At 63.3% G+C, this 22,352-nt stretch carries 15 protein-coding genes; 6 read left to right on the forward strand and 9 right to left on the reverse strand.

Annotated elements, in window-relative coordinates; genetic code table 11:
- The first annotated feature begins 273 nt into the window (after nt 1-273).
- Genes pncB through CAPSK01_RS03960 form a run of 6 tightly spaced genes read left to right on the forward strand, consistent with a single transcriptional unit; the run spans nt 274 to nt 7,614 of the window.
- Complete coding sequence (pncB, locus tag CAPSK01_RS03935) at nt 274-1,494, forward strand: nicotinate phosphoribosyltransferase (protein WP_034922826.1); 1,221 nt, start codon at nt 274-276, stop codon at nt 1,492-1,494.
- Nucleotides 1,491-3,197, forward strand: a complete 1,707-nt coding sequence (locus tag CAPSK01_RS03940; RefSeq protein ID WP_034922828.1) for an NAD+ synthase — start codon at nt 1,491-1,493, stop codon at nt 3,195-3,197. The genes pncB and CAPSK01_RS03940 overlap by 4 nt, the downstream gene beginning before the upstream one ends.
- A gap of 15 nt (nt 3,198-3,212) precedes the next feature.
- Entirely contained in the window at nt 3,213-4,238 is a 1,026-nt protein-coding gene (locus CAPSK01_RS03945) for a bifunctional nicotinamide-nucleotide adenylyltransferase/Nudix hydroxylase (RefSeq protein ID WP_034922830.1), read from the forward strand.
- Nucleotides 4,239-4,248: 10 nt separating this feature from the next.
- Nucleotides 4,249-5,226 carry a serine/threonine protein kinase gene (locus CAPSK01_RS03950; protein ID WP_034922832.1) on the forward strand — a complete coding sequence of 326 codons (978 nt, stop codon included), beginning with the start codon at nt 4,249-4,251 and terminating at the stop codon, nt 5,224-5,226.
- Between the two features lie 9 nt (nt 5,227-5,235).
- Nucleotides 5,236-6,213 (forward strand): hypothetical protein, encoded by a 978-nt coding sequence (locus CAPSK01_RS03955; protein ID WP_034922834.1) that lies wholly within the window; start codon nt 5,236-5,238, stop codon nt 6,211-6,213.
- Nucleotides 6,214-6,231: 18 nt separating this feature from the next.
- Nucleotides 6,232-7,614, forward strand: a complete 1,383-nt coding sequence (locus CAPSK01_RS03960) for an adenylosuccinate synthetase (protein ID WP_034922836.1) — start codon at nt 6,232-6,234, stop codon at nt 7,612-7,614.
- Between the two features lie 506 nt (nt 7,615-8,120).
- Here CAPSK01_RS03960 and CAPSK01_RS03965 read toward each other — a convergent pair.
- From CAPSK01_RS03965 to CAPSK01_RS04005, 9 genes are all read right to left on the reverse strand, one after another.
- Nucleotides 8,121-8,429: a c-type cytochrome gene (locus tag CAPSK01_RS03965; RefSeq protein ID WP_273703045.1), complete on the reverse strand. Its 309-nt coding sequence runs from the start codon at nt 8,427-8,429 to the stop codon at nt 8,121-8,123.
- A gap of 128 nt (nt 8,430-8,557) precedes the next feature.
- The gene (locus CAPSK01_RS03970) at nt 8,558-10,282 is read right to left on the reverse strand and encodes a nitrite reductase (protein ID WP_034922838.1); all 1,725 of its coding nucleotides are present in this window, start codon (nt 10,280-10,282) and stop codon (nt 8,558-8,560) included.
- A gap of 80 nt (nt 10,283-10,362) precedes the next feature.
- The gene (locus tag CAPSK01_RS03975; RefSeq protein WP_034922841.1) at nt 10,363-11,145 is read right to left on the reverse strand and encodes a peptidylprolyl isomerase; all 783 of its coding nucleotides are present in this window, start codon (nt 11,143-11,145) and stop codon (nt 10,363-10,365) included.
- A gap of 12 nt (nt 11,146-11,157) precedes the next feature.
- On the reverse strand, nt 11,158-11,892 hold the full coding sequence (gene narI, locus CAPSK01_RS03980) for a respiratory nitrate reductase subunit gamma (protein WP_273703046.1): 735 nt from the start codon (nt 11,890-11,892) through the stop codon (nt 11,158-11,160).
- Nucleotides 11,889-12,578 carry a nitrate reductase molybdenum cofactor assembly chaperone gene (gene narJ, locus CAPSK01_RS03985; protein WP_034922844.1) on the reverse strand — a complete coding sequence of 230 codons (690 nt, stop codon included), beginning with the start codon at nt 12,576-12,578 and terminating at the stop codon, nt 11,889-11,891. Before narJ ends, narI begins: the two co-directional genes overlap by 4 nt.
- Nucleotides 12,579-12,581: 3 nt before the next feature.
- Nucleotides 12,582-14,114 carry a nitrate reductase subunit beta gene (gene narH / locus CAPSK01_RS03990; protein WP_034922847.1) on the reverse strand — a complete coding sequence of 511 codons (1,533 nt, stop codon included), beginning with the start codon at nt 14,112-14,114 and terminating at the stop codon, nt 12,582-12,584.
- Nucleotides 14,111-17,992, reverse strand: a complete 3,882-nt coding sequence (locus CAPSK01_RS03995) for a nitrate reductase subunit alpha (protein WP_034922850.1) — start codon at nt 17,990-17,992, stop codon at nt 14,111-14,113. Before CAPSK01_RS03995 ends, narH begins: the two co-directional genes overlap by 4 nt.
- Before the next feature lie 40 nt (nt 17,993-18,032).
- A complete protein-coding gene (locus tag CAPSK01_RS04000; protein WP_034922853.1) occupies nt 18,033-19,679 on the reverse strand; it encodes an MFS transporter in 1,647 nt (548 codons plus the stop codon).
- Between the two features lie 193 nt (nt 19,680-19,872).
- On the reverse strand, nt 19,873-22,352 hold a 2,480-nt coding region (locus CAPSK01_RS04005), incomplete at its 5' end, for an MFS transporter (RefSeq protein WP_273703047.1).

Raw genomic sequence — 22,352 nt, forward strand, 5'->3', positions numbered from 1 at the left:
AATCCGGTCGCGGCGCATGACTTCGCCAAGCACCGACATGGGTGTCGCAAAGAGGCCATAGCCGACATCGACGACCCGCTCGCCGGTGCCGAAGTCATTAGAGCCGTGTACGTTCCCGACAGGGTGTGCATGCAGGCTCTGTGGCAGGCCGTCGGCTGCCGCTCGCAAGCGTGCCAAGAAAATTTTTTCTTCCATTAGTTGCAAAATGCAACGAAGTGGTCTACAGTGTGTTCACGCGCCGGCTGGTCGGCGTTGCCGAAGAGGAGAGTGAGCATGACCTGGCAGAAGATTTATCCCCCTGTGGTTCGCAGCCTGCTGGAAAACGACCTTTACAAGTTCACGATGTGGCAGGCGCTGCTGCATAGCCACCCGGGAGCGCAGGCCGAATACGCCTTCTTCTGCCGGAACCGGCCCGTCTATCCGCTGGCGGAGCTTAAGGCCGACGTCGATGCCGAACTCGACCACTTGTGTACCCTGACCTTCAGCGACGATGAACTCGCGTATCTGCGCAGCCTGCGCTTCATCAAGAGCGACTTCGTCGACTTCCTCTCGGTGTTTCGCTTCCAGCGCCGCTTCATCCGCACGCGCGCCGACGGCGAGCATCTGCGGGTCGTCGCCAGCGGTCCTCTGGTGCATGTCATGGCCTTCGAGATTTTTGTGCTCTACATTGTCAATGAACTCTATTTTCGCCGGCTATCGACCGATGCTTCGATCCTTGCCGTGGCGCGCGAACGGCTGCAGGCGAAGGTCGGATTCCTGAAGTCGGAGCGGCAGGCACTGCTGTCGGCGACCGAACCTTTCATCTTCTTCGACTTCGGCCTGCGTCGGCGCTATTCCGCGGCCTGGCACGAGGAAGTCGTGCGCACGCTGGCCAGCGAGGTGCCGGAGCATTTTCGCGGCACTTCCAACGTCTACCTGGCGAAGAAGCTGGGGCTGACGCCGATCGGCACGATGGCGCACGAGTACCTGCAGGCTTACCAGGCGTTCGGCTTTCGCCTGCGCGATTTTCAGAAAGCGGCGCTCGAGGCCTGGGTGCAGGAGTATCGCGGCGATCTTGGCATCGCGCTGACCGACGTGGTCGGCATGGATGCCTTTCTCGCCGATTTCGACCTGTACTTCGCCAAGCTGTTCGACGGCCTGCGCCACGATTCGGGCGATCCCGTCGAATGGGCGGAGAAGGCGCTACGCCACTATGCGCAACTGCACATCGACCCGATGAGCAAGCGCCTGGTCTTCTCCGACGGCCTCAACCTGCCGCGCGCGGTCGATCTGTACCGGCGTTTGCGCGGACGTGTGCAGACCTCCTACGGCATCGGCACCGACCTGTCGAACGATACGCCGCATCAGGCACTCAATGTGGTCATGAAAATCATGGCGTGCAACGGGCAGCCGGTCGCCAAGCTCTCCGATTCTGCAGGCAAGACGTTGTGCGAGGACCACACCTTCCTGGCCTATCTGCGCCAGGTCTTCAATCATCCGGTGGAAACGCCATGAGCCACTTTCGCATCACCCTCGCGCAGTTGAATCCGACGATCGGCGACATCGACGGCAACATCGGCCTGATGTGTCGCGCAGCCGCCCAGGCGCATGCCGAGCAGGCGCAGATGGTGGTTTTCCCCGAACTGTCGCTGACCGCTTACTCGCCCGGTGACCTGCTCGATGAACCCGAATTCATCGAGCGCGCGGCGGCGGGCCTGAACACGCTGCTTGCAGCCAGCCATGCGACGCCGGGCCTGTACTGGGTGGTCGGCGCGCCGACGCGGCGCAGCGGCCCCGGCAAGCCGCTTGAAAACAGTCTGCTCGTGATTTGTGATGGCACCGTCGTTGTCCGCTACGCGAAGCAGTTGCTGCCGACCTACAACATTTTTGACGAGCGCCGCCATTTCGAGCCGGGGCCGGATGTCGCCCGGATCCTGCGCGTCGGCGGTACGCAGATCGGTTTCCTGATCTGTGAAGACGGCTGGAATGACGCCGGCAGCGACTATGCGGTCAACCCGTTCAGCCGCCTCGCCGATGCCCGTCCCGATCTGCTGGTGACGATCAACGCCAGCCCGTCGAACATCGGCAAGCGCGAACAGCGCCATCGTCTCTTTGCGGCGGCCAGTCGGCGCCACCAGATCCCGCTGGTCTATGTCAACCAGATCGGCGGGCATGACCAGCTGGTCTTCGACGGCGCCTCGTTCGCGGTTTCTCCCAAGGCCGGAGTGGTGTTCGAGGCGCCGCGCTTTGCCGAAGCGGTGAGCACGTTGCAGTGGGACGGCACTAACTTTCTGTCGGCCAGCGGGGAAGCGCTGCCGCCAGTCGCCGCCGAAGGACTGCCGGTGATGGAGTTCTACCGCCGGCAGATCGTTCTCGGCTTGCGCGATTACGCTCGTCGCTGCGGCTTCAGCCGCGCGGTCGTCGGCTCCTCGGGCGGGATCGACAGCGCGCTGACGCTGGCGCTCGCCGTCGAGGCACTCGGTGCGGACCATGTTGTTGCCATCACCATGCCATCGAGTTTCTCGACGCCAGGCAGCGTCGGCGACTCCGAGGTGCTCTGCCGAAGGCTTGGAATCCGCCTGATCGAGCACCCCATTCGCGACCTCGTCAGCCAGTTCGCAGCGGACTTTGCCGCGGCCTGCAGCGGCCCCTTGCGCGGTCTGGCGCTCGAGAATCTGCAGGCGCGGGTGCGCGGCACCATCCTGATGGAGTATTCCAACAGTTATGGCCACCTGCTGCTCACCACCGGCAACAAGAGCGAAATCTCGGTCGGCTATTGCACGCTGTACGGCGATACCAACGGCGGTCTGGGTTTGATCGGCGACCTCTACAAGACCGAAGTCTTTGCCTTGAGCCGGCACCTCAACGAATGCGCCGATGGCGAAGTGATCCCGCAGGCGATCCTCGACAAGGCGCCTTCGGCCGAGCTCGCGCCCGGTCAGCGGGACACCGACAGCCTGCCGCCGTATCCGGTCCTGGACACGATCCTCAAGGTGCTGATCGAGGGGGAGCGCCTCGGTGCCGACGAGCGCGCGGAAGTCGAGTCAACCTATGCGCAACTGCTGGTCGACGCCGAGGGCAGGGCGCTGGTGACGAGAATACGGCGCATGATTGCGCGCAACGAATACAAGCGACGCCAGGCCCCGCCGATTCTGCGCCTGCGCGGGCGCGCTTTCGGCAGCGGCCGGCAGATGCCGATTGCCGCCTGCTATGACTGACCAGGAGCCCATTAAATGACCCCCGACCGATTCGACACCGCCGTACTGATTGGCCGTTTCCAGCCTTTCCACAATGCGCATGCGGCCTTGCTCGCCAGAACCCTGCAAAGCGCCGGGCAGGTGATCGTCCTGCTCGGATCGGCGCACGCCGCGCGCAATGCGAAGAACCCGTTTACCTGGGAGGAGCGCGCCGCCATGATCGGCAGCACGCTCGACGAAGCGACGCGCGCGCGTGTCCGTTTTCTGCCGATTCGCGACTACTACGACGATCGGCGCTGGGGCGAGGCGGTCGTCGCTGCGGTGCAGGAACACAGTGTCCCCGGCGCACGGATTGCCCTCGTCGGCTACCTCAAGGATGCCTCCAGCCAATACCTGCAGCGTTTTCCGCGCTGGCAGTTCGTCGCCGCGCCGCAATTTGACGAGATCGACGCGACCAGTATCCGCCAGATCTACTTCGAGAGCGAAGACTGGCCGGCGACACAGGCGTTGCTTGGCGGGCTGCTGCCGGCGCCGATCGTTCACTATCTGAAGGGCTGGACCCGCCTGCAGCATTATCACTCACTGCGCGGCGAGCATCTGGCCCTCGAGGAGAACCGGCGGGTCTGGGGAAGCGGTCCTTTCGTGACCGTGGACGCGGTCGTCACCGCGTCCGCGCATGTCCTGCTCGTCGAACGTGGGCGTTTGCCGGGAAAGGGCTTGTGGGCCGTGCCGGGCGGTTTTCTCGAGCCGCGTGAGCGTGTCCTGCAGGGCGCGATTCGTGAGCTGCGTGAAGAAACCGGCCTTGGCCTGCTCGATTCCACCCTTGAAGTGGCCCTGCAAGGCGTTGCCGTCTTCGATCACCCCGACCGCAGTCTGCGCGGGCGAACGATCACGCATGCGCATTGGTTCGATCTCGGCGACTGCCGCTTGCCCGAGGTCAGCGGCGCCGACGATGCGGCGCAAGCCAGGTGGACGCCGATTGCAGAACTCAGGGCCATGGAAAGTCGCTTCTTTGAAGATCACTTCAATCTGCTCGACCACTTTCTGTCCCTGCATCCCTGAGCCTGGCGCGATGTCATTCACCGCACTCACCTGTCCGCAATGCGGTGCGGCATTGCCCCGACAGGCGAGCTGGCGCATGGTGGTCTGTCCTTATTGCTCCGCGACGGTCACCCGCAACAAGTCGCTCGTGCAGGCGGCGCCCTTGCGCGAAGCAGCCGCGCGAGTTCGTGCGCAGGCCCTGGCCGGCTACCCATCGACCTTGCCGGTGCTGCGCTGGCAGGGGCAACGCTACCAATTGCTCAAGCGGGTGGGTGTCGGCGAACATGCCGAGGTTCATCTTGCTGAACGCATGGGTCCCTTTCCGGCGCGGGTGATCGTCAAACTGGCGCACGCCGGTACGAAACCCGGCGTGCTTGCCGCCGAGGCCGCGATCCTGCGCGCCCTGCAGGCGAGTCGGCTGGCAGAGGCGGCGTACTTTTCGCAAAGGGTTCCGCAACCGATTGCCAGCGGTGTCGGCGAAACGGCCGGCGGAAACGAGCAGGAAGGGCTGCTGCTCCGCCATCCCTCCGGATACTGGGGTAGCCTGGCGCAGGTTTTGCATTACGCAGCAAACGGAATCGATCCACGGCACGCTGTCTGGATCTGGCGGCGAGTCCTCGAAGTGCTGGCATTTGCGCACGACAGCGGCTGGACGCACGGCGAGCTGAGGCCCGAGCACTGGCTCGTCCACCCGCGCGATCACGGCGTGCACCTCGTCGGCTGGTCGCACGCCATGCCTGACGCGGATGGCGCAGCGATGGCCCGCGATCTGCGGCAATCGGCGTGGACCCTGCGCGCACTCTTGTCCGGAGGCGACGCGCTGCCCACCTGCGGGCGCAGTACGCCTCCTCCCCTGGTGGATTTGCTGGAGCGCAGCAGCGAAGACGCCGCCTGGTGTGCCGAGGTCGGCGCGCGCGGGCTTGACCAGGCGCTGGTCGCGGCCGCTCGCGCCGCCTTCGGGCCGCCGAAATTCATCCCTTTCAACCCCATTTCGGCGACTTGCCGCTAGGAGAACATCATGGGCTACGGTAGTTATTCGCACAGCGCGCATGCGGCGCTGACCACGGATCGGGCGGCGCTGTCACGCGCCGAGGTCTTCAAACAACGGGGCTGTCACGCCTTGATGGACCCCAGGGGCCTGTTGGTTCGCGAAGCGCGCGACAGCGCCGAACATCCGAATTCGCTCGGCATCGTCTTTGCGCTCGATGTCACCGGCTCGATGGGAAATATTCCCGAATTCCTCGCGCGCCGCGATCTGCCGACTTTCATGAAGTTGCTGACCGATTGCCGGGTTCCCGACCCGCAGGTGATGTTCATGGCGATTGGCGATGCCACCTCGGATGGCGCGCCGCTGCAGGTCGGGCAGTTCGAAACCACTGCGGAACTGATCGACCAGTGGCTCACCTGGAGTTACCTCGAAGGGGGAGGCGGTGGCTCGAATAGCGAGAGTTACGAGCTGGCTTTCTACGTACTCGCGCAACACACCGACCTCGACTGCTGGGTGAAGCGCAGAAAACGTGGCTATCTGTTCATGACCGGCGATGAACATCCCTATCCGGTCGTTTCTCGCCATCAGATCGAAGCCCTGATCGGCGAGAGGCTCGACGAAGACATTGCGCTCGAGGAGGTCGTCGCCGCTGCCGCCGAATCCTGGCATCTCTTCTTCCTGATTCCGGATCGGCAACGCCGTCAAAACTGTGAAGCGCGCTGGCGCGAGGTGCTCGGCGACCAGGTGATCTGCATGGAATCCCATGTGGACACCTGCACGGTCGCGGCAGCGATCGTCGGTCTGACCGAGGGCGCCCTCAGCGGCGTCGACGCGCTCGCCGATGTCCTGCACGCCAACGGCACCCCGCGTGATCGCATTGCCGCCACCGTCCGCGCGCTGCAGCCTTATGCTGATCTCATCGACCCGGACGCGCCGAAGCGCATCCACACGCATCCGACTTCGACCGCGATCGGCAAACCCGATTGGTGGAAGCGCCTGTTTTCCTGAAGAGGAGGGCCTGTGCGCATGCCCCGCCTGGTCTCCCTGCTCGGTCTGGGTTTCGGCGATTGTGGCAAGGGCGTGTTCACCGACGCGCTCTGCCGGCGATGGCAGGTACACACGGTTGTCCGTTTTAACGGCGGTGCGCAGGCCGGACACAACGTCGTTCTGCCCGACGGCCGGCAGCATACCTTCTCGCAATTCGCCGCCGGGACGCTGGTGCCGGGCGTGGCGACCGTTCTCGCCTATCCGGTGGTCGTCCATCCCGGCGCGCTTCTGGTCGAGCATTCCCGGCTGCAGTCGATAGGCGTCGATGATGGCCTGGAGCGCCTGTTCATCGATCGGCGCTGTCGGGTCAATACGCCGTTCCATCAGGCCGCCGGTCGTCTGCGCGAGCTGGCGCGTGGCGCCGCGGCGCACGGAAGCTGCGGCGTCGGGGTCGGCGAAACCGTTCGCCATGCGCTCGCTCACCCTGAGCACACGCTGCATTACGGCGATCTGGCCCGACCCGCGCTGGCGATGCAGAAACTGCAGGCAATTCGCTGCGATCTCCTGCCCGCGTTCGCTGCCCTGGGCGAGGTGGCCGCAAATGCCGCAGCAATTGCGGCCGAGTATCGTTTGCTCGCCGACGCGCAGCTTGCCGAAGCCTGGCTGGAAAATATCCAGAACCTGTTGCGGGATGTTCCCCCATCGTCGGCAGAAACAATCGCTGCGCGCCTGGCGCGCCCCGGGACGGTCTTGTTTGAGGGGGCACAGGGCGTTCTCCTCGATGAATGGCGGGGATTTCATCCGCACACCACCTGGAGCAGCATCCACCCGCGCGCCGTCGAAGCGGTCGCGGCAGACTACGGCTGCCCTGCCCGGGTCGAGCACCTCGGGGTCCTGCGCGCCTATCTCACGCGGCACGGAGCGGGTCCGTTCCCGACGGCCGACGCCGGACTGGACGTTCTCCCGGAACCGCATAACAGCGACCAGGGCTGGCAGGGCCGCTTCCGGCGCGGCCACCCGGACGGCGTGCTCCTGCGCTACGCCCTGGCTGCCAGCGGACGTCTCGACGGCCTGTTGGTCAGTCACCTCGATGCTTTCCGGCATGTGCCCGGGCTGCGCTGGTGCGAGGCCTACGAGACGACCGTGCCCGGAGAAGAGAGCAGGGCTGCCGGCTGGCTGGCGCCGGCCGGGCGCGTGACACGCCTGCCGTGCAGCGCCAGAGAAGACCTGGCACACCAGGCAGCGCTGACGGACCTGCTCTTCCGGGTACGTCCGGTCTATCAGGCGCGCATGCTGACTGTAGCGGCGTCGCTGCTCGACCGGCTGGAGCAGGCCGCTGCCTGCCCGATCTGGTTTGCCTCTTGCGGGCCGAGCCACGAAGCGGTCAAGGTGTGCCGGAGGCAGCGTGAGGTGACCGCCTGAGCGTTTCGCGTGCAGGGCCAGTTCCCGGCACACAAAACAAAAAACCCGGTACAAGACCGGGGCGACATGGGCGGAAACAGCTCAAACGGCCTTGCGCTTGCGTGAACCGGCGATCCCGGCAGGGCCAGGCCCAGAAGGGCCAACGATCCTGGTTCTGGAACGCCGAACTTCAGATCGTCGATGGCGAACAACCATCCATCGAAGGGGTTGGTAATCTCGATCGACGAAATGCCGGATGCCGAGAACGAAACGAGATCGTTCCCGTATCCATTCGGACGGGATGAATAAGCCCACGCCGAAATCGTAGCGCCAAGCCGGCCAACACCCGACAAGAGGGTCAGGAGGGGGGCATGATGGGCATACCCTGAAGAAGGTGGATCGGCCGGATCATACCGAGTCCCCCAGCTCACTGCGACGCTTGCCATCGCCCACTGGAAGGCGGGACGCTCGAGCGATCGGGCGAAGCTGGGTGCCAAGGGCAACCGGTTTTCTCGTTGATGCGGCGATCACTTCATGCTGAGGATCCACTTTACCAGTTTGTTCGCCTCGTCAGGCGTGACGGTAGCATTCGGCGGCATCGGCACCGGGCCCCAGACGCCCTTGCTGCCCTTGATCACCTTCTCGGCGAGCATGGCTTCGTCCTTGGCCGTGTACTTTTTTGCCACATCCTTGTAGGACGGACCGACAACCTTCTTGTCTGTGGCGTGACACGCCAGGCAATTTTTGGCTTTTGCCAGGGCTTCATCAGCCTGGACGGCGCCAGCAGACATCACGCCGGCAGCAGCCAGCAGCAGGCACAGGGGGATCGCTTTCATGCTTGTAACTCCGTTGGATGAAGGGGTTGAAACGCCCGGATGGTCAGCGAGGCGGGCCTGGACAGCCCGCCCGCGCCTGCACAACCGGGCGGCGCGCAGAGGCGCGTGCCCGGTTGCCATTGCCTTCCTCAGTAGACGTCGTGCTGCGTGTTGTACACGTTGAAGTGTCCCGTCGGCGTGATCAGTTGCTTGTCCTTGATCACCGTCTTGAGCTTCAGGGTCTTGTCGTCAACCACGACCAGTGCCGATTCCTGGTTCTTCGCGCTCCACACCGAGAACCAGACTTCGTCGCCCGCCTTGTTGTATTCCGGCTGGACGACGCGCTTGGCCCCTTCACCGAGGCCGGCCCATTCGGCGATCGGCAGAACCTTGTACGGTTTGTCGAGGTTCTTGATGTCGAAGACGGCAACCGACTGGCTGACCGCCGCATCGGGATTGAGCGGCGTGTCGACATAGAGGTTGGTCGACTTCGGATGCGTCTTCAGGAAGAGTGAACCGCCGCCCTGTCCCTTCAGCGTGCGTACGACTTTCCAGGCTTCCTTCGGATGTTTGACCGGATCGGTGCCGATCAGGCTGATGGTCTCGTCGCCGAGGTGGCTGGTTGCCCAGATTGGGCCGAACTTTGGATCGACGAAGGTGGCGCCGCGACCTGGGTGCGGAATCTTGCCGACCTCGATCAGCGCTGCGAGCTTGCCTTCCTTGGCATCGACTGCCGCGATCTTGTTCGACTGGTTGGCGGCGACCATGAAGTAGCGCTTCGACATGTCCCAGCCGCCGTCGTGCAGGAAGCGGGCAGCGTCGATCTCGGTCGTCTTCAATGCCTTGAGGTCGCTGTAGTCGACCAGCAGGATCTTGCCGGTTTCCTTGACATTGACGATGAACTCGGGCTTGTAGTGTGAGGCGACGATGGAGGCGACGCGAGGCTCAGGGTGGAACTCCTGGGTGTCCACGGTCATCCCGCGCGTGGCGGCGATTCTCAGCGGTTCGAGGGTGTCACCCTTCATGATCACGTACTGCGGTGGCCAATACGAACCGGCAATCGCCAGCTTGTCCTCGTAGCCCTTGAATTTGGACGTATCTACCGAGCGGGCCTCGAGACCGATCTTGAGTTCGGCGACATTGTCCGGTTTCTCCATCCAGAGGTCGATGAGGTTGAGGCGTGCATCGCGGCCAATGACGTAGAGGTAGCGGCCGGAGGCTGACATGCGCGAAATGTGCACGGCGTAACCGGTCTTGACAATGTTGATGATCTTCTTGGTGTCGCCGTCGATCAGTGCCACTTCTCCGGAATCACGCAATGTCGTCGAGAAGATGTTGTCGAGGTTGTAGTTGTTCATCTTCTTGGTTGGACGCTTCTCGGGCGGCACGAGGACCTTCCAGGTCTTCTTCATGTCGGCCATCGAGAATTCGGGCGGAGTCGGTGGCTCCTGCTGGATGTAGCGCGCCATCAGGTCGACTTCCTCGTCGCTGAGTTCGCCCGAGGTCCCCCAGTTCGGCATGCCGGCCGGCGAACCGTATTTGATGAACACCTTCAGGTAGTCGGTACCGCTGGCCAGCGTCTTGTCCGGGGTCAATGCCTTGCCGGTGGCGCCCTTACGCAGAACGCCATGGCAACCGGCACAGCGCTCGAAGTAAACCTGCCTCGCCTTGTCGAACTCGGCTTTGGTCATCGCTGGGGCCTTGGGATCGATGCTCTGATGCATCGGCTCGCTGGCCAGCGGCGAGCCGGCTGCCTGGTATTTGACTTCGGCCGGAGTAACGCTCTTCTTGCCTTCCTGGGCAAATGCGCTGCTCATGGTCAAGGTCAAGGCGGTGACGGCAAATAGCCCGGCAATGGATTGAATCGTTCTCATTTCCTCCCCTTCTAGATAGTTGTCGGAAGCCGATAGTCTCAAATTTCTATCGTGCGCTGTCCTTGATGCAGATCAAGCTGCTAATTCAGGTCAACCCCTGTCAGCACGGCTGCCCTGGCCAGTCCGTTCAGATACTGGCGCAGCGCGGTCACGTAGGTGTGTTGACGCAACGACTGGGCCACCGTTGCACGGACCGTTGCAAAGGGCTGTGTGACACCGGGCATCCGTTCGACCACCTCGATCACATGCAGACCGAAGCGGCTGCGTACCAGGCGAGGTAGGACACCCACCTCGGCATGGCCAAACACTTCGCGGGCGACCTCCGGAGCGCAATCGGCCGCGGTCAGCCATCCGAGATCACCGCCCTCGGCAGCGCTCGGACAGTTGGAGAGGGTCCGTGCAGCTTCGGTGAAACGGTCAACTTCCTGATCATCGTGGCTGCGCACGTCGAGCAGGGTCGCTTCTGCGCGCTGGCGCAGGGCAGGGAGATGCACGCCCGGCGTTACGGCAAAGAGGATGTGGCGAAGGCGAACCCGTTCGCCGGTCCGGTAAGCGCTTTCGTGCGCTGCGTAGTGGCGACGACACTCGTCTTCGGACGGATCGGGCACCTTCAGGGTGCGTTCGAGCAGCGCTTCGATGGCGTTCGCGGCGGCTTCGCTGAGCACGCCGTCGGAAGTGGCCCGATCGCCTGGCTCCAGCAGTCCTGCTGTCTGCGCTGCCTGTCGCAACAGCTCGGTGCAAGCGCGCTGGCGCAGGGTGGCTGGGTCGAGCAATTCACCGTCCGCATGCAGCGCTACGCCGTTGACGCGCGCGCTGGCGGCCACCGTGTCGGAAACCTCGAAAAGGGCCGTGGCAGGGACCATGTCCACTCTCCTCTAGTTGCGGGCGGGTGGCGTGTTGTGGCCGCCTGGCAGATTCAGCCGGCGGGATCGCACCAACTGATAGGGGCGGAAGACGTAGGCAAGCGACGCAAAGCCGCTCCATACATGCACCAGCCGGCTGAACGGCAGCAGCAGGAAAATCGTCATTCCGAGCACCAGGTGGATCTTGTACGGCCAGGCCAGCGCGACGAGACCGGCGGCGTCTGGCCGGAAGGTGACGATGCGCTGCGCCCAGTCGGACAGCGCGAGCATCACGCTGGCGTCCTCGTGCCCGAAAGAGTAGGGTAGCGTGATCAGCCCGATGGTCAGTTGCACCCACAGGATGATCAGGATCGCGAGGTCGGTGCGGTGGCTGGTGAGACGGATGCGCGGGTCGGACAGGCGCCGATGCAGGAGCAGGGTCAGCCCGATGAAGCAGATCACGCCGGCGATGCCGCCGGCCACCACCGCCACCACCTGCTTGCGCTCCGGCGAAATGAACGGCTCGTAGAGCCAATGCGGCGTCAGCAGGCCGACGGTATGGCCCATCAGCAGGAACAGGATGCCGATGTGGAAGAGGTTGCTGCCCCAGCGCAGCGTTCCGGCGCGCAGCATTTGCGATGAATCGCTCTTCCAGGTGTACTGGTCGCGGTCGAAGCGCGCCAGGCTGCCCATCAGGAAAACGGCCAGGCACAGGTACGGATAGACGTTGAAGAAAAAGTTGTGAGCGTAGGCTTGCAGGGTGTTCATGTGCGCACTCCTTGGGTGGAGGTGGGGCGGACGATATGGATCGGCTGCGTCGTGTGGGTTCGTTGCTGGCCGCGTGCGGCGCAACCGTCGAAGGCGGCGGGCTCGGCCCAGGTGTCGTCGATCGGCTCGTCGTCGGGAATGCTGACCGGTCTTGCCTTGCCACCCGCCAGTTCGAGCAGGGCGCCCAGGGCGCTGGCGTAGCGGCTGTTGCGCTTGAGCAGGGCATGGAAGATGACGTTCAGGATCTCCTCCATCTCGTTGAGGAAGGCGCGCGCTTCGCGTGGCGGTTGTGTCGAGGCGTACTCGAGCACCACCGGCAGGTAATCGGGCAGCGTTCCTTCCGTCAGGTACAGGCCGGCCTGTTCAAAGGTCTGCGCCAGGTCGATCATCGCCGGGCCGCGCTCGCGCGAATCGCCGTGCACATGTTCAAAGAGATGCAGCGAGGTGCGGCGCCCGCTGTCGAAGAGCTGGACGTAATCGGCTTCGGCATCGATGTCGGTCTGGCGATCAATGCTGGCGATCAGGGCGTCGAGTTCGGCCAGGCGCGTCGAAGAGAGCGCCCGTTCATCATGCAGTGCGTCGCGCATGACGCTCAGGTGCTGGCGCAGGTCGGCATCGGGATAGCTCAGCAACCGCGCCAGCACCCGCAGGGTCATCGCCATGGCCGGGATTTTCGGCGAAAACATCGCTCAGACCTCCGCCTTGATGGGAATCGTTCGCTTCTTCTCGCTACCGAACAGGCTCATCTCGCCGATTCCTTCGGAGCAGCCGTTGCCGAACGAGAAGCCACAGCCGCCCCGCACGTTGAAAGTGTTCTCGGCATACTCGCGGTGGCTGGTCGGGATCACGAAGCGGTCTTCGTAGTTGGCGATGGCCATCACCTGATACATCTCTTCGACTTCCGCCTGGGTCATCTGAACCTGCTTGAGCACGTCCAGGTTGGTGCGGCCTTCGACATGTTTTGCGCGCTGATACGCACGCATCGCCAGCATTCGTTCGAGCGCCCGCACCACTGGTGTCGTATCGCCGGCGGTCAGCAGGTTGGCCAGATACTTGACCGGGATGCGCAGTTGCTTGACGTCGGGGATCTCGCCGTTGCTCCCCAGGTGACCAGCATGGGTGGCAGCGGCGATTGGCGACAGCGGCGGCACGTACCAGACCATCGGTAGCGTGCGGTATTCGGGATGCAGCGGCAGGGCGACCTTCCAGTCGATGGCCATCTTGTAGACCGGGCTCTTGCGTGCAGCGTCCATCCAGGCATCGGGAATGCCGTCGCGGCGCGCCTGCTCGATGACCTGGGGATTGTTCGGGTCGAGGAAGACCTGCAGCTGCGCCGGGTAGAGGTTGCGATCGTGTTCGACTGCGGCGGCTTCCTCGATCCGGTCGGCGTCATACAGCAGGACGCCCAGATAGCGGATGCGGCCGACGCAGGTTTCCGAACAGACCGTCGGTTGCCCGGATTCGATACGCGGGTAGCAGAAGATGCACTTCTCGGCCTTGCCGCTCTTCCAGTTGTAGTAGATCTTCTTGTACGGGCAGCCGCTGACGCACATGCGCCAGCCGCGGCACTTGTCCTGATCGATCAGGACGATGCCGTCTTCCTCGCGCTTGTAGATCGAACCCGACGGGCAACTCGCCACACACGCCGGATTCAGGCAATGCTCGCAAAGCCGCGGCAGATACATCATGAAGGTGTTCTCGAATTCACCCACCATCGCTTTCTGCGCGGCCTCGAAACCGTCGAAGTTCTTGTCGGCGCTGCGCTTGCTGAACTCGCCGCCAAGGATCTCTTCCCAGTTCGGTCCCCAGACGATCTTGTCCATCTGCATGCCGGTGATCAGGCTGCGCGGCCGCGCCGTCGGGCTGGCCTTCATCTCCGGTGCGCTTTGCAGGTGGTCGTAGTCGAAGGTGAAGGGCTCGTAGTAGTCGTCGATCTCCGGCAGGTTGGGATTGGCGAAGATCTTCATCAAGAGCTTCCACTTGCCACCCTGGCGCGGCTCGATCGAGCCATTCGCCTTGCGCATCCAGCCGCCGTTCCACTTGTCCTGGTTCTCCCATTCCTTGGGGTAACCAATGCCGGGCTTGGTTTCGACGTTGTTGAACCAGGCGTACTCCATTCCCGGGCGACTGGTCCAGACGTTCTTGCAGGTGACAGAACAGGTGTGACAACCGATGCACTTGTCGAGGTTGAGCACCATGCCGATCTGTGCGCGGACTTTCATGCGTTTTCTCCTTGTGCCTGTACGAGCGCGATACGTTCGCTGCCAACCGGCGTGTCGAGCCAGTCGACCTTGTTCATCTTGCGCACCACGACGAACTCGTCACGGTTGGTGCCGATGGTCCCGTAATAGTTGAAGCCGTACGAGAACTGAGCGTAACCACCGATCATGTGCGTCGGTTTGAGAACGATGCGTGTCACCGAGTTGTGAATGCCGCCACGTACGCCAGTAATTTCGGCCCCGGGGGTGTTCACGATCTTTTCCTGGGCGTGGTACATCATCACCATGCCCGGGTTGACCCGCTGACTGACCACCGCCCGCGCGGCGATGGCGCCATTGACGTTGAAGAGCTCGACCCAGTCGTTATCGACGATGCCGGCGCTCCTGGCGTCATCCTCGCTCAACCAGATGATCGGGCCGCCACGGCTCAGCGTCAGCATCATCAGGTTGTCGGTATAGGTCGAGTGAATCCCCCATTTCTGGTGCGGCGTAATGAAGTTGAGCAGGATCTCCGGGTTGCCATTGCGCCTGCGGCCATGAATGCCGGCGGTGGTCTTCAGATCGACCGGTGGGCGATAGCTCGAGAACCCTTCACCGAAAGCGATCATCCAGGGGTGATCGAGGTAGAACTGCTGGCGCCCGGTCAGCGTGCGCCAGGGGATCAGTTCGTGGACGTTGGTGTAGCCGGCATTGTAGGAAACCGTCTCGCTTTCGATGCCACTCCAGGTCGGAGAGCTGATGATCTTGCGCGGTTGTGCCTGGATGTCGCGATAACGAATCTTCTCGTCCTCGCGGTACAGCGCGAGATGCGTATGATCGAGTCCGGTCTGCTTGCCGAGCGCTTTCCAGGCCTTGACCGCCACATGACCGTTGGTTTCCGGTGCGAGCTGCAGAATCACTTCGCAGGCGTCGATATCCGTGTCGATGTTCGGCATGCCGCAGGAAGCGCCTTCGGACTGAACCAAGCCGCTGAGTTCGCCGAGTTGCTTCACCTCGTCCTGCGTGTTCCAGCCGATTCCCTTGCCGCCATTGCCGAGCTTGCCCATCAGTGGGCCGAGGGCGGTAAAGCGCTTGTAGACGTTCGGGTAGTCGCGTTCGACCACCTGCACCTGTGGCGCGGTCTTGCCGGGAATCAGTTCGACCTCGCCGCGTTTCCAGTCCTTGACATCCAGCGGCTGTGCCAGCTCGCCGGCCGTATCGTGCATCATCGGGGTGAGCACGACTTCCCGTTCGACTCCGAGGTGGCCGACACATACTTCGCTGAATTTCCTGGCAAAGCCCTTGTAGATTTCCCAGTCGCTGCGCGACTGCCAGGCCGGGTCGACCGCCGCCGAGAGCGGATGGATGAAGGGGTGCATGTCGCTGGTGTTGAGGTCGTTCTTTTCGTACCAGGTGGCCGTCGGCAGAACGATGTCCGAGTAGAGGCAGGTGGTACTCATGCGAAAATCGAGCGTCACCAGGAGGTCGAGCTTGCCTTCCGGCCCTTTTTCGTGCCAGACGACTTCGCTCGGTTTTGCGTTCCGGCTGGCGCCGGGCCGCCCCAAGGCGGCCGGACCCTCTTGCGGGGCGGCGCGCAGCGCCTGGGGGTCGTCGATTTCAGCGCCCAGATCCTTGCCCTGCACGCCGTTGCTGGTCCCGAGCAGGTGTTTGAGGAAGTACTCGTGCCCCTTGCCCGACGAGCCGAGCAGGTTCGAGCGCCAGACGAACAGGTTGCGTGGCCAGTTGCTGGGGTGATCGGGATCGCTGCAGCTCATTTTCAGCGAACCATCCTTGAGCGCCTTGCGCACATACTCCCTGGCTTCCAGGCCCGCTGCCTGCGCGTCGCGCACGACCTGCATGGGATGCGTCTGCAGTTGCGGCGCCGAAGGCAGCCAGCCCATGCGTTCGGCGCGCACGTTGTAATCGATCATGCTGCCGGCGTACTGGGCCTTGTCGGCCAAGGGCGAGAGCACTTCTGCGAGGTCGAGCTTTTCGTAACGCCACTGATCGGTATGCGCGTAGAAGAAGCTGGTGGAGTTCATCTGGCGGGGTGGCCGAATCCAGTCGAGCGCGAAGGCCAGTGCCGTCCAGCCGGTCTGCGGACGCAGCTTCTCCTGGCCGACGTAATGCGCCCAGCCGCCACCGCTCTGGCCGATGCAGCCACACATCATCAGCATGTTGATGACCCCGCGGTAGTTCATGTCGCTGTGGTACCAGTGGTTCATCGCTGCGCCGATGATGACCATCGACTTGCCGTGCGTCTTGTCGGCGTTGTCCGCGAACTGGCGGGCAACGGTGATGATCTGGTCGCGCGGCACGCCGGTGATGCTCTCCTGCCATGCCGGCGTGTAGGGCGTGTTGTCATCGAAGCTCGACGCCGCCTGTTCGCCGGGCAGGCCACGCGCAACGCCATAGTGGGCGACCTGCAGGTCGAATACCGTCGCCACCAGTACCTCGCGCGGGCCAGCATCGCTGACCAGCGTGAGGCGCTGTACCGGCACCGTACGCACCAGCACGTCGCTTTGCGCATTGTTGGGGAAGTGTTCGCTCTCGATGCCGCCGAAATACGGGAAACCGACCCGCGCCGTCTGCGGTGCCGATGCGGCTCCTTCGAGCAGCGATAGCTTGAGCCTGACCTTGCCGGCGGCGACGGCCTCGCGGGCTTCGAGGTTCCACTTGCCTTGGTCGGCGCGTCCTTCAGCGCCCCAGCGGAAACCGATCGAACCGTTCGGCAAGACCACCTTGCCGGTTTCGTCGATGGCCACGGTTTTCCATTCGGGATTGTTGTCCTGACTGAATTTGCCGTCGAAATCGGAGGCGCGCACATACCGATCCGGCACCAGCAGTGGCTCGCCGCCGGCACCGGCATGCTCCTTGAGCATCACCAGCAGCGGCAGGTCGGTGTAGCGGCGGGCGTAGTCGTCGAAGTACTCGCTGCGCTTGTCGAAATAGAATTCCTTCAGGATCACATGCCCCATCGCCATCGCCACCGCGGCATCGGTGCCCTGTTTTGGGTGCATCCACAGATCGGCGAGCTTGGCGACCTCGGAATAGTCGGGCGTGACGGCGACGGTCTTGGCGCCCTTGTAGCGCACTTCGGTGAAGAAGTGGGCGTCGGGTGTGCGCGTCTGCGGCACATTCGAACCCCAGGCGATGATGAACGTGGAGTTGTACCAGTCGGCGGACTCGGGAACGTCGGTCTGCTCGCCCCAGATCTGCGGGCTGGACGGCGGCAGGTCGCAGTACCAGTCGTAGAAGCTCATGCATACCCCGCCGATCAGGCTCAGATAGCGGCTGCCGGCTGCATAGCTGACCATCGACATGGCGGGAATCGGCGAGAATCCGATCACCCGGTCGGGGCCGTATTTCTTGATCGTGTAGACGTTCGCTGCGGCAACGATTTCGTTGACCTCGTCCCAGCTCGAACGGACGAAGCCGCCGAGACCACGCACGCTCTGGTAGTCGCGGCGCTTGCTGTCGGATTCGACGATCGACGCCCAGGCCGCCACGGGATCATGTTCCAGGCGCGCTGCGCGCCAGCTCTTGAGCAGGCGCCCGCGTACCATCGGGTGCTTGACACGATTGGCGCTATACAGGTACCAGCTATAGCTTGCGCCGCGCGCACAGCCGCGTGGCTCATGGTTGGGCATGTCCCAGCGCGTGCGCGGATAGTCGGTCTGCTGGGTTTCCCAGGTGACGATGCCGCCCTTGACGTAGATCTTCCACGAGCACGAACCCGTGCAATTGACGCCGTGCGTCGAGCGCACGACCTTGTCGTGCGCCCAGCGATTGCGGTAGGCATCTTCCCAGGTGCGGTCCTCGCCGGTGACCATGCCGTGGTCATTGGAAAAGGCTTCTTTCGGTGCGGAAAAGTAGCTCAGTCGATCTAGAAAATGGCTCATGCGAATTCCTCGGGAACTTGGGCAGGGGGTCTCTGGGCGGTCAGGGATTCTTTACGTACGCATTCGCACGCAGGTAGAACCACCAGTTGAGCACCAGACACAAGGCGTAAAAAGCAGCGAAACCGTACATGGCAATCTCTGGCGTACCGGCCTTGATTTGTTGACCGATCACCACCGGCGCGATGAACGCGCCATAGGCGGCGATGGCCGAGGTCCAGCCGAGGACGGGGCCGGCCTGTTGGCGGTCGAAAATCACCCCGATGGTGCGGAAAGTCGAGCCGTTGCCGATGCCGCTGGCGGCGAAGAGCACGATGAACAGGCCGAGAAAGGCGGGGAAATACTGTTCCGGCGTGGCCGAGGCGTAGGCCTGCATCATCACGTAGCCCACTGCGATCGAGGCGACGACCATGACCGCGGAGATCACCTGGGTGACGATCGAACCGCCCAGCTTGTCGGAAATCCAGCCACCCACCGGCCGGATCGCTGCGCCGACGAAGGGGCCGATCCAGGCATAGGTGAATGCCGAGGGCGCATTCGGATTCTTCAGGGTGTGCTGCAGCACGCCGTTGGCATCGGGCACGTGACTGATCCCGAAGATCACCGTGATCGACAGCGGCAGCGCCATCGAGAAGCCGATGAACGAGCCGAAGGTCACGATGTACAGCAGCGTCATTGACCAGGTGTGCTTGTCTCCGAAGATCTTGAACTGCTTGGCGACGTTCTCCTTCATCGTTCCGAAGGCCGCGAGCCGCATCACCAGCAGGGCGCTGATCACGTCGAGCGGCACGGCGACCCACATGCTGATCAGGCCCAGGCCGGTCGGTGCGGGCAGGTACAGGTACAGGATGGCGATGGCCGGCACGAATGCCAGCGAGTACAGGTAGATGATCTTGGCGAATGCGGCGATCGGAGTGCCGGTGTCTGGCGAAACCGTCTTCAGGTTGTTCATGCCGAACCAGCACAGCGCCGACAAGGGGACGAGCGAGAGCACCCAGGCGAAGCCGGCGTTCTGGATCCAGGTCGGCGTACCCGCGACGATCTTGCCGAAGATCCAGCCGCTGTCTTTCATCAGTGTCATCGGCTCGCCAGCGAGGGTGCCGAACAGGCCAACGGTCATCGCCAGCGGAATGACGATCTGCATCGTCGTCACCCCGAAGTTGCCGAGCCCGGCGTTCAGGCCCAAGGCGGTACCCTGCAGCCGCTTCGGGAAAAAGGTGCTGATGTTGGACATCGAACTCGCGAAGTTGCCACCGCCGACGCCCGACCATAGCGCCATCAGCTGAAACGCCCACAGCGGCCAGTCCTTGTGCTGCAGGGCAATGCCGGTGCCGATCGCCGGCGACAGGAGCATCGCCGTAGTCAGGAAGATGGTGTTGCGCCCGCCGGCCAGGCGGATCAGGAACGACGCCGGGATGCGCATCGTCGCCCCGGCAATGCCCGCAATCGCAGTCAGCGTGAACAGCTCGGCCTGAGTGAAGGGGAACCCGAGGTTGAGCATCTGTACGGTGATGATGCCCCACATGCCCCAGACGGCGAAGCCGCAGAGCAGTGCCGGTACCGAAATCCAGAGGTTGCGGTAGGCGATCTTCTTGCCGGTGCTCTCCCAGAATGCGTCGTCCTCGGGTCGCCAGTCGATGACGTCGGCCGAACTCGTGCGCACGGGCGCGGCGGGGTGGGTGCTTTGCATAAAGGCTCCGATTTTAATGGGGTGGGAGTGTGCAGTCTTACCGGTCCGTTGACTGTCGTGCAGCACGAATCAGGCGGCGCTGTATCGGAAGAAAAGGTACTGTGCGAAGCGAGGTCGCTCCTTGATGTGAGTCAAGAGAACCGGGCGGACATTTTGCCGCCAGGCCTGGGGCTGACGACACCCTCGCTCTGCGCTAACATGCGACCTCGGCGTCCCGGCGCGCGTACCACCACCAGGTAACCGCGACGCAGCTCACGTAGAACAGGCTGAAGAATATCAGCGCCCCTTGCGGACCACCCATCAGTTTGATGGACGTGCCGTACGCGATCGGAATGAAGAAGCCGCCGAACGCCGCCACTGCCGAACTGAAGCCGACCGCTGCGGCGCCCTCGGTACTGCCCTCGCGCTGCGCCTGTTCGAGCGCAGCCTGGTCATTGCGCATCACCTTCCGTTCGCGCAAGGTGCGGAAGATGATCGGGATCATCCGGATGGTCGTGCCATTGCCGATGCCGGCGGCGACGAACAGGATCAGGAACATCAGCACAAAGCCCTGCACGTTGCCCTCGCCACTGCCGCCGGGCAGGAACCCGATCGCAGCCAGGGGGGCCAGGGCCATCACGACAAAGCACCATACGGTGATCGGGGCACCCCCTTTGCGATCGGCCAGCCAACCGCCGATGGGGCGTACGAGCGCCGCCAGGACCGGGCCGATGAAGGCCAGCTTGAAGGCATCGGATGCCGGGAACTGGGTATTGAGCAGCATCGGGAAACCGGCAGCGAGGCCGATGAACGAGCCGAAGGTGCCGGTATAGAGCCAGCTCATCAGCCATTGATGCTTGTGCTTGAAGATCGCCACCTGATCGGCGAAGCCGGCGCGCACACTGGCGATGTTGTCCATGCCGAACCAGGCGGCGACGGTGCTGAGGACAATGAACGGCACCCAGATGAAGCCGGCATTCTGGACCCAGATCGGAGCCGTGACGCCCTGGTCTACGTGGGTCTGGGCGCTGCCGCCAAGAATCAGGAGTGCCCCGCCGTAGACCGCCACCGGAGCAATCAGTTGCGCCAGTCCGACGCCCAGGTTGCCGATCCCGGCATTCAGTCCCAGCGCCGTGCCTTGCAGGCGTTTCGGGTAGAAGAAGCTGATGTTTGCCATGCTCGACGAGAAATTGCCCGCTCCCAGACCGCACAGCAGGGCAATCACTGCAAACACTGCATAGTTGGTTCCGGGGTCCTGCACCGCGTAGCCGATCCAGAGGGTTGGCAGTATCAGCAGGGCGGTGCTGTACACCGTCCAGTTGCGTCCGCCGAAGATCGGTACGACGAATGAATAGAGCACGCGAAAGAAGGCCCCCGACAGTCCTGGCAGTGCCGCCAGCCAGAAGAGCTGGTTGGTGCTGAACTGGTAGCCGATATGCGGCAGTTCGACGACGATCACGCTCCACACGACCCACACCGCGAATGCCAGCAGCAGGGCGGGCATCGAAAACATTAGGTTGCGATTGGCGATGCGCCGGCCGCTTGCCGCCCAGAACGAGTCGTCGTCGGGGCGCCAGTCGACCAGGAGATGCCGTCGCCGGCGCGCATGTTCCAGCAGCTCCGCGTCCTGCAATTCGGCGCGCGCCTCGGCATGTCGGAAGAGGATCTCGTCCCTTTCGCTGCTTTCGGCCCGCCAGATCCAGATCATGGTCACCACCACGACGCCGACCAGGAGCATGAAGCAACTGCTGCGTACCCCGACCACATCGGCGGCGACACCGAACATGATCGGCAGGGTGAAACCGCCCAGACCACCGATGACGCCGACGATGCCGCCGACCACGCCCATGCTCGTTGGATAGTGGTCGGCGAGGCTGCGGTACACGCTGGCTTTTCCGAAACCCTGGGCCAGACCCAGGATGAAGATCAGGATCGTGAACAGCACGATTCCCACTTCGATGCTGAATGCGACATCGCCCTTGATGCCGTGAATGACCATGGTCGTCGGCGGATAGCTGAGGATGACCAGGGACACCAGGCTGATCCAGAGCACCCACCAGGTGACCTGGTTGCCTCCCACTTTGTCGGATGCCCAACCGCCGAGGGCGCGGATCGCCCCGGAAGGCAGGTCGAACAGGATCGTCAGGAAAGCAGCCGTCGCCAACGGCAGTCCATATTCGCCGACGTAGTACTTTGGCAGCCATAGCGCGAGCGCCACGAAGGCGCCGAAGACGAAGTAGTAGGCCAGCCCAAAACGCCAGACCCGCAGGTCGAGCAGGGGCATCAGCTGCTCGCCAAGCGAGGGGCGCCGCCGGTCTTTCTGCGCGTCCTTCTGGTGCAGCGGATCCTCGTAGGTGAAGAACCAGAACAGGACCGCCATCACCAGCAGGGCGATGGAGTACACCTTGGGCACGTTCCGCCACGAACCGGTCGCCGAAGCTGCAATCAGCATCGGAGCGATGAACTTGGTGAGCGACGAACCGGCGTTGCCGGCGCCGAAGATGCCCATCGCCGTGCCTTGTCGTTCCTTGCTGAACCAGGCCGAAGTGTACGCGATGCCGATGGCGAACGAGCCACCGGCCATGCCGACGAACAGGCCGAGCACAAGGTATTGCCAATACTCGGTGGCGTAAGACAAGAGCCAGGTGGGAATCGCGACGACGAATCCTGGCTCAAACGCGTCGGTACCTCGGT

Origin of the sequence: Candidatus Accumulibacter vicinus, from assembly GCF_000584955.1 — a bacterium.
GTDB lineage: Bacteria > Pseudomonadota > Gammaproteobacteria > Burkholderiales > Rhodocyclaceae > Accumulibacter > Accumulibacter vicinus.

Coding starts and splice junctions, on each gene's coding strand:
- CAPSK01_RS03995 (WP_034922850.1), bottom strand. CDS start 17,992: ATGAGCCATTTTCTAGATCGACTGAGCTACTTTTCCGCACCGAAAGAA.
- CAPSK01_RS03975 (WP_034922841.1), bottom strand. CDS start 11,145: ATGGTCCCTGCCACGGCCCTTTTCGAGGTTTCCGACACGGTGGCCGCC.
- CAPSK01_RS03965 (WP_273703045.1), bottom strand. CDS start 8,429: ATGAAAGCGATCCCCCTGTGCCTGCTGCTGGCTGCTGCCGGCGTGATG.
- CAPSK01_RS04000 (WP_034922853.1), bottom strand. CDS start 19,679: ATGCAAAGCACCCACCCCGCCGCGCCCGTGCGCACGAGTTCGGCCGAC.
- CAPSK01_RS03945 (WP_034922830.1), top strand. CDS start 3,213: ATGACCCCCGACCGATTCGACACCGCCGTACTGATTGGCCGTTTCCAG.
- narI (WP_273703046.1), bottom strand. CDS start 11,892: ATGAACACCCTGCAAGCCTACGCTCACAACTTTTTCTTCAACGTCTAT.
- CAPSK01_RS03950 (WP_034922832.1), top strand. CDS start 4,249: ATGTCATTCACCGCACTCACCTGTCCGCAATGCGGTGCGGCATTGCCC.
- CAPSK01_RS03955 (WP_034922834.1), top strand. CDS start 5,236: ATGGGCTACGGTAGTTATTCGCACAGCGCGCATGCGGCGCTGACCACG.
- pncB (WP_034922826.1), top strand. CDS start 274: ATGACCTGGCAGAAGATTTATCCCCCTGTGGTTCGCAGCCTGCTGGAA.
- CAPSK01_RS03940 (WP_034922828.1), top strand. CDS start 1,491: ATGAGCCACTTTCGCATCACCCTCGCGCAGTTGAATCCGACGATCGGC.
- CAPSK01_RS03960 (WP_034922836.1), top strand. CDS start 6,232: ATGCCCCGCCTGGTCTCCCTGCTCGGTCTGGGTTTCGGCGATTGTGGC.
- narJ (WP_034922844.1), bottom strand. CDS start 12,578: ATGTTTTCGCCGAAAATCCCGGCCATGGCGATGACCCTGCGGGTGCTG.
- narH (WP_034922847.1), bottom strand. CDS start 14,114: ATGAAAGTCCGCGCACAGATCGGCATGGTGCTCAACCTCGACAAGTGC.
- CAPSK01_RS03970 (WP_034922838.1), bottom strand. CDS start 10,282: ATGAGAACGATTCAATCCATTGCCGGGCTATTTGCCGTCACCGCCTTG.